This is a genomic window from Janthinobacterium sp. Mn2066 (genome assembly GCF_049319705.1).
Classification (GTDB): domain Bacteria; phylum Pseudomonadota; class Gammaproteobacteria; order Burkholderiales; family Burkholderiaceae_D; genus Janthinobacterium.
In genome coordinates this window covers 484,885-498,202 of sequence record NZ_JBMOUF010000002.1, presented here as the reverse complement: position 1 = coordinate 498,202, position 13,318 = coordinate 484,885, and the positions used below count along the sequence as shown (strand labels likewise).

The following is a 13,318-nucleotide window of genomic DNA, read 5'->3' as shown; positions in this document are numbered from 1 at the left end:
TAACAAAATCACATTAAAGATCCCCATCATGAATACACGCATTTTTCCTGGCATGACCGTGCTGGCAGTCCTGGCCGGCTGCGCCACCGCCAGCCTGCCGCCGCTGGCCATACCGGACGCGCTGCAAGTGCCTGCCGGGCAAAAGCTGGTGCTCGATGCCCGCGCTACCGGCGTGCAAATCTATGTCTGCAGTACCGTGAATGCCGCTCCGGCGCAGGCCAGATGGATACTCAAAGCACCCGAGGCTACCCTGTTCGATGCCGCAGGCAACGTGGTCGCCCACCATTTTGCCGGTCCAAGCTGGGAAAGTCCGGATGGCAGCAAGGTAGTCGGCGCGGTCCAGGCCAAGCAGGACGACCCGGCCGGCAAGGCCATTCCGCAACTGCTGCTGTCGGCCAAGTCGGTCAGCGGCAGCGGCGTCTTCGGCGCCGTGACCTACATCCAGCGCCTGGCAACCGACGCTGGCAATGCGCCTGCAGGCGGCTGCACGACTGCTGAAGTGGACAAGGAAACACGCGTGCCGTACAGCGCGCGCTACCGCTTTTACGTCAGGGCTTAAGGCAACGGCGTCTGCATCACCGCCTGGGTCGTGAAACCGTACAAAGTACCGTTACCGAAGGCAAGGATGCTGATGTCCGGATGGCCCCATGCCAATGCCGGCGTGGAAATCACGCCAGCGGTATCGAGCTTGCGGATCCAGCCCTGCCCGCTCAGGTACAGATTATCGCTCGCATCGACGGCCAGGCTGGGGGCGCCTGAAAACGGCAAGCCGCCCACGCCTGGCGCACCATCGCCGCCGCTGCCCTGGTTCAGGGTGCCGGCAAAAATACCGGCCTTGCCTGCGCGATCGGCCTTGAAGACGACTTGATGCTCAGAATCATCAAAATACAAATTGCCCTTGCCGTCAAAAACCAGGCTGGCAGGGTCGATGTATTGCCAACTGTCGTCCGTGCTGCCCAGCGAACGCATCAAGGCTTCAAATGAGACAAATGCCGAAAACGTACCACCGGGAGGACGGCGGAAAATACCGTCGTTGCCCCACCCCAGCCAAGCCATATAGCCATCCTTGTCGATCGCCAGGCGATACGCCAGAGGCTTGACGGTGCTGGTCGGCAAAGCTTCCTGCGTACTGACCTGGCCATCCTTGCTGATCTTGCGCAAGTTAAGCGCGCTGCCAGTGGCCGCTGCCTGGTCGGCAAAATATACGGCGCCATCCTGGCCGCAGGCGATCGCCACAGGCCCCCGCATGGTCGCACTGGCGCGCGGCCCGTCATTGCTGCCGGCCACGCCCGCAATCCCCGCGTAGACGCTCAAAGTCCCGTCTGGCGTCACACGGCGCAATACCTTGTTCGTCATATCGAGCAGATAGACGTTGCCAGCCGGATCGCTGCACATGCCCGAACTGCGCACATATCCCACGCGGGCGGCCGCGCCGACACCTTCAGTGACTCCCATATTGCCCGGCATGAAAGGCAGGACGGACAAGACCTTGCTCGTATCAAACCTGTTCAGGCGGTGCTTGCCGAGATCATGAACTATCAGGCTGCCTGTAGCCTCCAGCAACAAGGAGTTGAGGGACGTCCAGTCGGCGGAAACGCCTGCCGCATCGGTCACCGCCCCGCCCACCAGAGTCGTCACGTCCCCATCCGGCGTGACGCGGCGGAGAGAGGCTACGTCGGCCAGTAACAGATTGCCGTCACGGTCGGCCGCCATGCCGCGGATGTTACGGAAGCCGGCGGCGCTCCCCTTGCCGTCCGCGCTGACAGGCCTGTTGCCGCCCGCAACCTGGATGGCCACGCCCTGTTGCCAGCGAAATACCCGGAAACCAGCGCCCTCGCTGAAATAGATCTTGCCGCTGGCATCCACCGCCAGTTGCGATGCTGAAACCCGGAACCCCTTGCCATCGACCAGCTTCTCGGAACTGACGAGGCCTGCCGGGGTTACCCTGCGTATGACCTGGTTACTGGCATCGGCCAGCAAGATATCGCCATTGCCATCCACGGCCATGCCGGTGGTCCAGCCCAGTTGCGCCTGCGCCCCTTGTCCATCGGCGATCACGGCTGCCGGCGCCGAGCTTTCGCACGCGGCGCGGCGCTGCCCCGCCACCGTGCTGACGACGCCAGATGGCGTAATCTTGCGCAACAGGGCATTACAATTATCAGCAACATACAGATTCGCGGCGCGGTCGATTCCCAGGATCGAAATTCCGCTGCGCATGTAAAAAGTGGCTGCGCCAGCGGCGCCATCATCGGCTCCCGGCTTGCCCGAGATACCCGCATACACGCTCAAGACACCTGCAGGCGTGACTTTATGGATCACTTGTCGCACGGTATCGGCGATGTAATAGTTGCCGGCCGCATCTTGCACCATACCCGAAACATTCTGGATTGTTTCCTGCACACCAGCGAGCACCGTCGGCAGGCAGCGCACCGCCAGCGCACTGACATCGGCATTGCCGACTGTCGCCGCGCCATGCGCGATGCTGCAACCGAGTCCTGCGGAGGTGCTCTCGATCTTGCCTTCATAGCTGGCGCCGGCTGCCAGCTTGCTGGCAAAGCTGAACGCGCCGTTGGCCGTGATGGTCAGCTTGTCCGTACCGTTGGACAACACCACCTGGGCGCCGGGCACCAGTCCGCTGACCGTGCCGCCCAGCAGATAACGAGGCGCCTCTCCAACAGGCGCAGGGCCGGCAGTACTAGCAGCCCCATTACCAGAGCTGCCACCGCAGGCACTCAGTGCCGCAAGCACGGCCAGGCCACAGCCAGCGCGCAGGAAGAATTGAAACTTATTTTCATGCATAGTCGAAATTATTTCTTTCATTAATATCAGTAACAACAACGCCGAAGTTATCAAGTAGATTTTTAAATCAGGCAACATTATAGTTGCTATGTGGAAATAAATTCATCATCAAATTGACAATTTATTTTTTACTGTTATAGTTCACTACAACACCAACTCAATATCAACTCAACATCAAGGAGTCCCGATGCCTGCCCTGCACCATCCCTCGCTCCCCTTGCCCGAGCGCATACCATGAGCGCCGAATGGCATGACAACAGTCCGATCTACCGCCAGCTCAAGGCCAAGGTGGTCGGCATGATGCTCGATGGCGCGCTGCAGTCCGGCGACGCCCTGCCGTCGGTGCGCCAGGTGGCGGCCGACTACCAATTGAATCCCATCACCGTCTCGCGCGCCTACCAGGAACTGGTGGACGAGGGACTGGTGGAAAAACGCAGAGGACTCGGTATGTACGTCTTGGAAGGCGCCAGCGACAAATTGCTGGCCAGCGAACGCGAACGCTTCATGCGCGAAGAATGGCCCGCCATGCTGGAGCGCATCACGCGCCTGGGACTGAACCTGGAGCAATTGCTGCAGGCGAGCAAGGGAGGCAAGGCATGAGCGGGCCACTCAATAAAGACAGCGTCATCAGCGCGCGCGGCTTGCGCAAGCAGTACGGCAGGCAGGCGGCGGTCGACGGTCTCAGTTTCGACATTGCGCCCGGCCGCATCGTCGGCTTGATCGGTCCCAACGGGTCGGGCAAGACCACCACCCTGAAAGCCATCCTGGGCCTGACCGGCTTCGAGGGCGAGCTGTCGGTGCTGGGCCGCGATCCGCGCACGCAGCGCGACTCCCTGATGGAGGACGTGTGCTTTATCGCCGACGTGGCCATCTTGCCGGGCTGGCTGCGGGTGCAGGATGCAATCGATTTTGTGGCTGGCGTGCATCCCCGCTTCGACCGCAGCAAGGCCGAGCGCTACCTGGCCAGTACCAGGCTGGCGCCGCAGATGAAGGTCAAGACCATGTCGAAAGGCATGGTCGTGCAATTGCACCTGGCGCTGGTGATGGCCATCGACGCCCAACTGCTGGTACTCGATGAACCGACCCTGGGCCTCGATATCCTGTACCGCAAGCAGTTTTACCAGAACTTGCTGGAAGACTATTTTGATGAAAACAAGACTATCGTCATCACCACCCACCAGATTGAAGAAGTCGAACATATCCTCAGCGACCTGATGTTCATTCGCGACGGCAATATCGTGCTGGCTGCGACGATGGACGAAGTGGGCGAGCGCTATACCGAGGTGATGGTGGGGCCGCAGCACATCAACCCGGCCCGTGCACTGCAGCCGATCAGCGAACGCAGCATGTTCGGCAAATCGGTCATGCTGTTTGACGGCGTATCCAAGGAACAATTGGCGGCGCTGGGCGACCTGCGCACGCCCAGCCTGGCGGACCTGTTTGTCGCGACCATGAAAGGATCGTATCCATGAGCACCAGTAATACCAGTATGAGCCCCCTGCGCAAGATGCAATGGCTGATCCGGCGCGAACTGTGGGAACACAAGGGCATGCTGCTGTGGGCGCCGGTACTGATCGGCATCCTGATGACGGCGCTGGGCGCATTGCTTGCAGCGGCCACCGTCGCCAAGACCAAGGCGCGCACGGTACTGACCATCAATGGCGAAGACGTTTCCTGGAGCAGCCTGCTCAACGCCAAGGCGTTCGCGCACCGCAAGGCGGACCTCATCGAGATCGTCACGAATAACTACGCCTACACCGCCGCCCCGCTATTCCTGGCGCTGGGTTTCCTGGTGTTCTTTTATTGCCTGAGCGCCCTGTATGACGATCGCCGCGACCGCAGCGTGCTGTTCTGGAAGTCCTTGCCTGTCTCGGATGTGCAAACGGTGCTGTCGAAAGTGGTGATCGCCCTGCTCGTCACGCCCCTGATCGTGCTGGTCACCGCCAGCCTCACCTCGCTGGCCATGCTGCTGATACTGGCAGGCATCCTGGCCGTCCACGATATCTGGGTGCTGGCCGACCTGTTGAAGTCTCCCGGCTTGTATCTCAGTCCGTTGCAGCTGTTCGGTTTGCTGCCGGTGTATTGCCTGTGGGCCTTGCCTACCGTCGGCTGGCTATTGATGGTGTCAAGCTGGGCGCGCTCGAAAGTATTCATCTGGGCCGTAGGCGTGCCCTTGCTGCTGCTGGTGCTGGCCGCCTGGCTGGGCAAGCTGTCACAGATGGAGGGCGAATTCCACTGGATACAGCTGAACGTCATCGCCCGCAGCCTGCTGGGAACATTGCCAGGCAGCTGGTATCTGTTTGAACCTGCATTGCTGCCGGAAATGCGCGCCCAGGCCTTGGCGCAAGGCACCTCGATGGCCAATATGAGCGTCTTCAGCAATTCATGGTCCAGCCTGGCCTTGCCGGCTACCTGGCTGGGCTCGGCAGCTGGCGCCGCCATGATCTATGCCGCCATCCGCCTGCGCGGCTGGCGCGAGGAAGGCTAAGCGGACAAGCGATCCGATCGTAGCGGTGCATGCACCGCAGCACGACCAAAACGCCCCGCATGCCGGGGCGTTTTTTATGCACGCAGCATTTTTTTCAATCACTACGCATTCGATAGTTATTCTTCCCGATATCTGCAGAGATAATCAGACTATGCATTTGATATTCTCAATCCGATATTTAAATTACAAATAATTATTTCTATCACATCCATCCATCAATCAAATTTGACAATAATAAGACTGAAAAGCAACAACTACAAATTTGATAGCCAGTTACTTTCAAAAAGAAAATCATGAAAACAAGGCGTTCTCACCCTTGATTCAAAAAACATTCGCCCCTTCGTGACAATTCGTGATTATTCGCGTTCGCAAAGCTTGACAGAATATAGTCATGAAAAATGATCAAAATGAAATTGAAAGTTTCAAAACCGAAACTATCCTCATAGTGAAGATGCAGCATCAAACACGAAGAACAGACACCATGGCCAGGCAACAACAAGTGAAACAAGCGTATCGCACGGCAAAGATGAGCGAGAGCGGAAATGAATTCATAAATGATATTTCCGCATTTAAAAACAGCGATTCGTTTCACTCAGCGTTTTTTTTGCAAATATGTTTTACTTGCCACTAAACACATCAGCAAGCTTGCAGTACCCAAAAACGGCCCAAGCCACGCCGGGAAATACCAGGAAATGAATTTCTATTTAATCAATTTTTAATATATTTAAAAATTTAACAAGACACTTACCTTCTTCCGGAGATTTTCAAATGGCCACCACCCCTACTCCAGCAGCAAACCCTGTCAATCCAGCCAACGCAGGTACCACGGTGCAAGCTGGCAACACAACGGCGCGCGCTGCGCAAAAAACAGACAAGACAAAACGCGGCGATGAAGAAGAACTGGTGCAAGGTTTCAACGCCGACCAGGCCATGCCTCCAGAAAACGTCGTCGAAGTTAACGGCGAAGCCGGTGCCGGTGCCGATGGCGCGGCTGCCGCCGCAGCGGCCGCAGCGGCGCTTGCCGCGGCAGGCTTGGCCAGTGGCGGCAACGGTGTCGCGGGCCAGGCCAGCGGTGCAACCGACCTTGGCACGCCGCAAAGCGAGAACAACACGGCTGCCGGGGCTGGGGCTGGCGTCGGAGCAGGCGCTGATGGCGCAGCCATACCAAGCGGCCATGTGGTTGACGTAGCCGGTGCAGGCGCCGGTGCCGGTGCTGGAGCTGGAGCTGGCGCTGGCGCTGCCGCCGGTGGCCTGACCGGGCTCGGTGGATTGGGTATCCTGGGCGGCCTGGGCCTGGTGGCCGCTGCCGCCGGTGGCGGCGGCGCGACAGCCGCCACCGGTGCAGGCGGCACTGGCGGGACCGGTACCGGTGGCACAGGTGGTACGGGCGGCACGGGTGGCGGCACCGGCGGTACAGGCGGCGGCACAGGTGGTACCGGTGGCACAGGCGGTACCGGTGGCGGTACGGGCGGCACGGGCGGTACGGGCGGCTCGACAGGCGGCCAGGGCGACGGCAGCGGTGGCACCGGTGGTACGGGTGGTACGGGTGGTACGGGTGGTACGGGTGGTACCGGCGGTACGGGTGGCACGGGCGGTACGGATCCGACACACACTTCCGTTGTCACGACGATTAGCGATGCAGCCGTGCTGGCTGCCGCCGCAGCCCTTGCTGCGGCCAACAGCGCGCTGGCAGACGATGCCGCTGCCGCCACGGCAGCCGCCCTCGCGGCAGCCGCGCAGGCAGCCGCCAATTCGGCAGTCACCGATGATCAACTGGCCGCGCAGGCACAAGCCGCCGCCGCCGCGGCACTGGCAGCCGCCAATGCCGCCGCAAACGACGATGCCCTCGCCGCCTCTGCCGCTGCGGCAGCACAGGCAGCACAGGCGGCAGCGGTCGACGCAACCAATGCAGACAATGCGGCAGCCCAGGCCGCCGCCACGGCAGCGGCCTCGCTGGCCGCCACCACGTCTGCCCAGCACGACGATGCCGCCGCCGCCGCTGCGGCACAGGCGGCGGCGCAGGCGCATGCGGACGCCGATGCCGCCAATGCCAAGGCCAATCTGACGGATGCCAATGCGCTTGACGCCATCGCCGCTGCAGCCGACGTCGCGGCAGCGGCAGCACAGGCGCAAGCCAATCTGACGGATGCGGCCGCACTGGCGGTGATCTCCGACGCCGATGCCGCCAATGCCGCGGCGGCAGCAGCCCTGGCTGCGGCCACCGATGCCGACGCCCTGAGTGTCGCCCTGACCGCCGCCATCCAGGCCTCCGCGGCAGCCACGGCGCAGGCCAACCTGACCGATGCGGCAGCGCTGACGCTCACGGCGAATGCAGACGCCGCCGCCGCCGCCGCCGCACAAGCGACCGCCGACGCGACCGATGCCAATGTGCTCGACGGTATCGCTGCGGCAGCGGTCATCACGGCAGCCAATGCCGTCACCCTGGCCAACGCCACCGATGCCACGGCCCTGGGCCTGGCGGCAACTGCCGCCCAAAATGCAGCCGATGCGGCCGGCGCCCTGGCCGCGCAAACCGACGCCGTGGCGCTGACCAGGGCCGCCGATGCCGCTGCCGGCGTGGCTGCATGGGATGCCATGAACGCCAACGCCACCGACGCGGTAGCATTGCAGCAGGCCGCCACTGCGGCCGCCCTCGCTGCCACCAATGCCGCCACGGTAGCAGCAGCCACCGACGCCGTCGCCCTGGGCCAGGCGGACACCGCGGCCCAGCAACTGGCCGACGCCGCTGCAACCAAGGCCGCCCTGACGGACGCCACTGCGCTGGCCGCCATTTCCGACGCCGACGCCGCTGCCGCACAAGCTGCCGCTACGCTGGCCGACGCCACCGACGCCAACGCACTCGATGCGGCGGCAGCTACCGCCGCCAACAACGCGGCCGCCGCCGCCGCGCTGGCCGCGCAAACCGATGTCGCTGCCCTGCAGGCGGCATACGACACGGCCGCAGCCAATTCGGCCGCCGCCACTGCGCAAGCCAACCTGACCGATGCAGCAGCACTGACGACGCAAGCCAATGCCGACGCAGCGGCCGCTGCGGCGGCGCAAGCGACTGCCAACCAGACCGATGCGTCGGCCTTGGCTGCCGCTGCCGCCACTGCAGATACAAATGCCGCGAATGCGCAAAATGTGGCCGACATGACGGACGCCACGGCGCTGGAAGCGGCCTATAACCAGGCCGTCATCGACGCACAAAATGCGCATAACCAGCTCAACCTGCTCGACCTGAACGTGGCGATCAACACGTCCAATAACGATTCGGCCGCCGCCGCATTGGCCGTCAATGCTTCGGTGCTGGCAGGATTAGGCGCATCACCCAATATCAGCCTGTTGCAATTGGCCGTCAACACGGCGCAAACTGCCGCCGACAATGCCGACCTGGCCTTGTCGGGCAATACGGCAACGCTGGTTGCCAATGCCCTGAACGCAGCCAATCTGGCAGCCAGTTTGCAGGCAACCGCCAACCTGACCGATGCCACAGCCCTGGCAGCGACAGCAACCCAGGCCACCAATGCCGCCGCCAACTGGGCGCTCAACAGCGTGGCGATACTGGCCGGCGCGATTGCGGACGTGACGACGGCAACCACCGCCGCCACCGCCGCCGCCGCTACGGCAGCGCTGACCGATGCGAACGCCCTTGGCATTGTTTCCTCCGCAGCCGCCGCCGCCGCAGCAGCAGCGCAAGCAACGGCCGACCAGACTGACGCCAATCTGCTCGATGCCGCCGTCACCACGGCCAACACTGTGCTGGCCAGCGTGACCGCAACGGCCAACCAGACCGATGCCACATTGCTGGGCGTAGCCTATAACACAGCAGTTGCCACGGCGACTGCCGCTGCTGCTGCTGCCAACGGGATCGATGTCGCCGCCCTGACAGCGATCTCGAATGCCGATGCGCTGGCCGCCGCCACGGCCGCCAATATCGCCAACCTGACGGACGCCGCCGCGCTGAGCCTGGTCTCGACGGCCGATGCCGCTACCGCAGCAGCCTTGCAGGCAACGGCCAACCTGACCGACGCCGGCGTTCTCAGCGCTGCCGCCGCCGCCGCGCAAGCTGCCGCAACGGCCGCCGCCAACATCGCCAACCTGACCGACGCAGTCGCACTGGGCACGGCATCGGCCGCCGCCACGGCAGCGGCCAACGCCGCTGCCGCCGTGGCTGCGCAAACCGACGCCACGGCGCTGGGGCTGATCTCGACGGCCGATGCCGCCGCGGCAGCCGCCCTGCAGGCAACCGCCAACCTGACCGACGCCGCCGCCCTGGGCATCGTATCGGCTGCCGCCACCGCCGCCGCCAATGCGGCTGCCGCTACCGCCGCCCTGACCGATGCCGTGGCGCTGGGCACAGTGTCCACCGCCGCCACACAGGCAGCCAACGTGGCCGCCGCCACCGCCAACCTGACCGATGCAGTCGCACTCGGCGTGGTTGCCACCACCAATGCAGCGGCAGCCACGGCAGCCCAGGCAACGGCCGACCTGACGGACGCCGTCGCGCTGGGAGTGACTGCCACCGCCAATGCCGCGGCGGCGACCGCTGCCGCCGCACTGGCAGGCCTGACGGATGCTGTCGCGCTGGGCACGCAACATACGCTGGACGTGACGGCTGCCACTGTGGCCGCCACCAAGGCTGCCCTGACCGACGCTGCCGCCCTGACGACGGTCGCCAACAACGACGCCGCGAACGCCGCCGCCCTGGCCGCTTATTCCGCCTCCCATCCGCTTGACCTGGTGGCGGCGCTGGCTGCCACCACGGCGGCCACTACCGCTTCGCTGTCGCACGCGGCGGCAGTCGCGGCGCAAAACGATGATGCCGTCGCGGCATCGACCGCCGCCACGGCAGCGGCCTCGCTGGTGGCGCTGAACAACGCCCTCGCGGCCGACAGTGCCGCCACCGCAGCGGCTACCCTGGCCACCACCTCGCAAGCGGCATACGCGGCAGCGCAAGCAGCCGACGCGGCAGCGGCAACGGCAAACAACCTCGCCGCCACCTCGCAAGCGGCATACCAGGCTGCGCAAGCTGCGGATGCCGCAGCAGCGTCTACCGCCGCCACCGCAGCGAATGCCCTGGCGGCGCTGAATGCCGCGCTGGCAGCCGACGCCAATGCGGCCGCCACCGCACTGACGGCGCAAAATGCACTGGCCGCCCTCAACTCGGCACTGGCCGATGATGCGGCGGCAGCGGCAGCGGCGATCGTCGCCGCCACCTCGCTGGCAGCGACGCAAGCGGCGCAGGCAGCCGATGCAGCGGCGGCCAGCACGGCTGCCATCGCACAAAATGCATTGAATGCACTGAATGCGGCACTGGCAGACGACGCGGCCGCCGCCAGCACGGCCATCGCCGCTACCACTGCGCAAGCGGCTGCAGCGGCCGCCATCGCAGCCGACACGGCGGCAGCTGCAGCGCAAGCGACGGCCGCCATCTCGCTGGCAGCAACCCAGCACGCCCAGGCAGACGATGCCGCTGCTGCCGCTGCTGCCGCGATAGCGGCGGCATCTCTGGCGGCCACGCAAACGGCGCAAGGCCTCATTACCGCCGCCGCCACCGCCGCTACCGCCGCCGCCACGGCACTCAGCAACTACAACCACGCCCTGGCAGATGACGCGGCAGTGGTGACCGCTGCCGCCAACCTGACGGCGGCGCAAAACGCCGCAGCGGCAGCACATGCCGCCGATGCGGCCGCTGCACTGGCCGCGACCAATGCGGCAAACGCACTGGCCGCCTACCAGGCTGCGGTAAACGCCGACAACGCGGCGCTCAATGCCAATAATGTCCTGACCGCCGCCCAGGACTTCCTCAATGCTCTGCAAATCGGCAACGTATTAACCAACTTGCAAAACATCGCCACCGCCGCGCAAGCAGCAGCAACGGCCGCGGCCAATGATGACGCAGCAGCAACTGCCGCTGTCGCGGCAGCACTGACGGCGCAGGCGCTGGCAACGGCAGCGCAGGCAGCCGACGCGACAGCATCGGCAGCCCATGTGGCGCTGCAGGCAGCCATCGATAAGCTCAGTATCGGCCTGGCCGTGGGCGCCACCGCTGCCACGGCGCAGCAGTCGCTGGACGCCGTCGTCCATATTCAGCTGCTCACCAGCAATGCCGCACAGGCTGACGCTGCCGCCGCACAGGCGCTCGCTGCCTGGAACTCCGCCAAGGCAGACGATGCGGCAGCCGCGCAGGCGCATGCCAACGCGACTGCAGCCCATGCTGCCGCGGCGCAAGCCCAGGCTGACGATGCCGCCGCCGCCCAGGCAGCCTCCACGGCCGCCGCCTCGCAGGCCGCCGCTCAGGCGGCTGCCGCCGACGACGCCCACGCCGCCCAGGCCGCTGCCACGGCCGCCGCCGCCCAGGCAGCCCTGCAAACGGCGCAAAACAATAGCGCTGCCGCAGCGACCGCTGCTGCCGCCGCTGCCGCCGCCGCTGCCGCGGCACAGCAGGCGCATGCCGACGATATCGCAGCAGCAGCGGCCGCCACCAGGGCCGCCCTGTCGCTGGCAGCCACCCAGGCCGCCCAGGCCGACGATGCCGCCGCCACCGTGGCTGCCACCAACGCCGCCAACGCCCATGCCGCCTATCTGGCCGCCGTGGCAGATGACGCCAGTGCCGCCACCCTGGCCGCAGCCGCACAGGTAGCGCAGGATGCCGCCACGGCAGCCCAGCAGGCCGATGCCGTCGCTGCCGCTTCGGCCGCTGCTGCCGCCGTCGCCCAGGCCGCGGCCATCAGCGCACAGCAAGATGACAACGCTGCCGCCGTCGCCGTCGCCAACGCCGCCAACGCCGCCGCTGCCTACCAGGCGGCGCTGGCCGCCGACGCCGCTGTCGCCACCACGGCGGCCGCTGCCATCGCCGCGCAGGCAGCGGCGCAAGCGGCCCACAACGACGATGCGGTAGCCGCCGCCGCACAGGCGCAGGCAGCCATCTCGCTAGCGGCGGCGCAGCATGCCCAGGCAGACGATGCGGCAGCCGCGCAAGCAGCCGCCAACGTCGTCACCGCACAAGCGGCCTACAACGCCGCCGTGGCAGCCGACAATGCGGCGGTAACAGCCGCCGCTGCCGCCGCTGCCTCGGCTGCCGCAACCCATGCCGCCCAGGCCGACGATGCAGCAGCCGCGCAAGCGGCGGCCTTCGCCGCCCAGGCGCATGCGAATGCCGCCGCAGCCCATGCCGACGATACGGCAGCCGCCCAGGCCAACGCAGCAGCGGCAGCGGCCGATGTGGCGGCGGCGCATGCGCAGGCGATCGCCGACCAGACTGACGCCCATGCCCTGGGATTGATCTCGGACGCCGACGCGGCCGCTGCAGCCCACGCCCAGACGATTGCCGACCAGACCGATGCCCACGCCCTGGGCCTGGCGGCCGATGCGGCAGTCGCTGCAGCGGCGGCCGCCGCCCATACGGCAGACCTGACCGATGCCCATGCCTTGAGCCTGGCGGCCGATGCGGCGGCAGCGGCAGCGGCCCAGGCGCAGGCGCATGCCGACCTGACGGATGCACCGGCGCTGACAGCCGCGGCACAGGCCGATGCGGATGCGGCAGCCCACGCCCAGCTGATCGCCGACCAGACCGATGCAGCCCACTTGCTGGCCTTGAGCCAGCAGGCGCTGAACAGCCCGCAAGTGCTCGATGGCTTCCATATCGGTGCACCAACGGCTGGCGGCGACGTGATCGACCTGTCCGGCATCGCCAACCTGACGCCTGCGGTAGCGGTCGGCGTGAACCTGCATACCGACTTTGGCGCCGACAACCTGTTCATCTTCGATGGCACGGCCGTCTCCATCCACGACGCCGCCTCTGCCATCGCAGCCGACAGCAGCGTGTTGTCGGGCCAGGGCTACATCGTCATCGCCGATGCGCAAAACAATGGCGCGGTGACCGTCTACCACTCCAGTGACCTCAGCAACGCCCATGCCATCGACACGGCACTGGTGCTGTTGAGCGGCGTGAATATCACGCAGCTGACGGCGGCCAACTTCCACGTCTGACCTCGCGGCCAGCCACGGGAGGCAAGCCAGCAACCA

7 protein-coding genes are annotated in these 13,318 nt (G+C 65.2%); 6 read left to right on the top strand and 1 reads right to left on the bottom strand.

What is annotated here, in order from left to right; translation table 11 throughout:
- The first annotated feature begins 28 nt into the window (after nucleotides 1-28).
- Nucleotides 29-559 carry a DUF3455 domain-containing protein gene (locus tag ACL9RI_RS05535; protein WP_422725573.1) on the top strand — a complete coding sequence of 177 codons (531 nt, stop codon included), beginning with the start codon at nucleotides 29-31 and terminating at the stop codon, nucleotides 557-559.
- On the opposite strand, the gene ACL9RI_RS05530 is transcribed toward ACL9RI_RS05535, so the two are convergent.
- Nucleotides 556-2,799: a hypothetical protein gene (locus tag ACL9RI_RS05530; protein ID WP_422725572.1), complete on the bottom strand. Its 2,244-nt coding sequence runs from the start codon at nucleotides 2,797-2,799 to the stop codon at nucleotides 556-558. The two genes, ACL9RI_RS05535 and ACL9RI_RS05530, sit on opposite strands and share 4 nt — an antisense overlap.
- A gap of 234 nt (nucleotides 2,800-3,033) precedes the next feature.
- Between ACL9RI_RS05530 and ACL9RI_RS05525 the strand changes: the two genes are divergently transcribed.
- The 5 genes from ACL9RI_RS05525 to ACL9RI_RS05505 all read left to right on the top strand — a co-directional run bounded on the left by ACL9RI_RS05525 (nucleotide 3,034) and on the right by ACL9RI_RS05505 (nucleotide 13,282).
- Complete coding sequence (locus ACL9RI_RS05525) at nucleotides 3,034-3,399, top strand: GntR family transcriptional regulator (protein WP_422725571.1); 366 nt, start codon at nucleotides 3,034-3,036, stop codon at nucleotides 3,397-3,399.
- Nucleotides 3,396-4,271 (top strand): ABC transporter ATP-binding protein, encoded by an 876-nt coding sequence (locus ACL9RI_RS05520; protein WP_422725570.1) that lies wholly within the window; start codon nucleotides 3,396-3,398, stop codon nucleotides 4,269-4,271. Before ACL9RI_RS05525 ends, ACL9RI_RS05520 begins: the two co-directional genes overlap by 4 nt.
- Nucleotides 4,268-5,287 (top strand): hypothetical protein, encoded by a 1,020-nt coding sequence (locus ACL9RI_RS05515; RefSeq protein WP_422725569.1) that lies wholly within the window; start codon nucleotides 4,268-4,270, stop codon nucleotides 5,285-5,287. Before ACL9RI_RS05520 ends, ACL9RI_RS05515 begins: the two co-directional genes overlap by 4 nt.
- A 391-nt stretch (nucleotides 5,288-5,678) precedes the next feature.
- Nucleotides 5,679-5,918 (top strand): hypothetical protein, encoded by a 240-nt coding sequence (locus ACL9RI_RS05510; protein ID WP_422725568.1) that lies wholly within the window; start codon nucleotides 5,679-5,681, stop codon nucleotides 5,916-5,918.
- Nucleotides 5,919-6,055: 137 nt separating this feature from the next.
- A complete protein-coding gene (locus ACL9RI_RS05505; RefSeq protein WP_422725567.1) occupies nucleotides 6,056-13,282 on the top strand; it encodes a hypothetical protein in 7,227 nt (2,408 codons plus the stop codon).
- The last annotated feature ends 36 nt before the right edge of the window (nucleotides 13,283-13,318 follow it).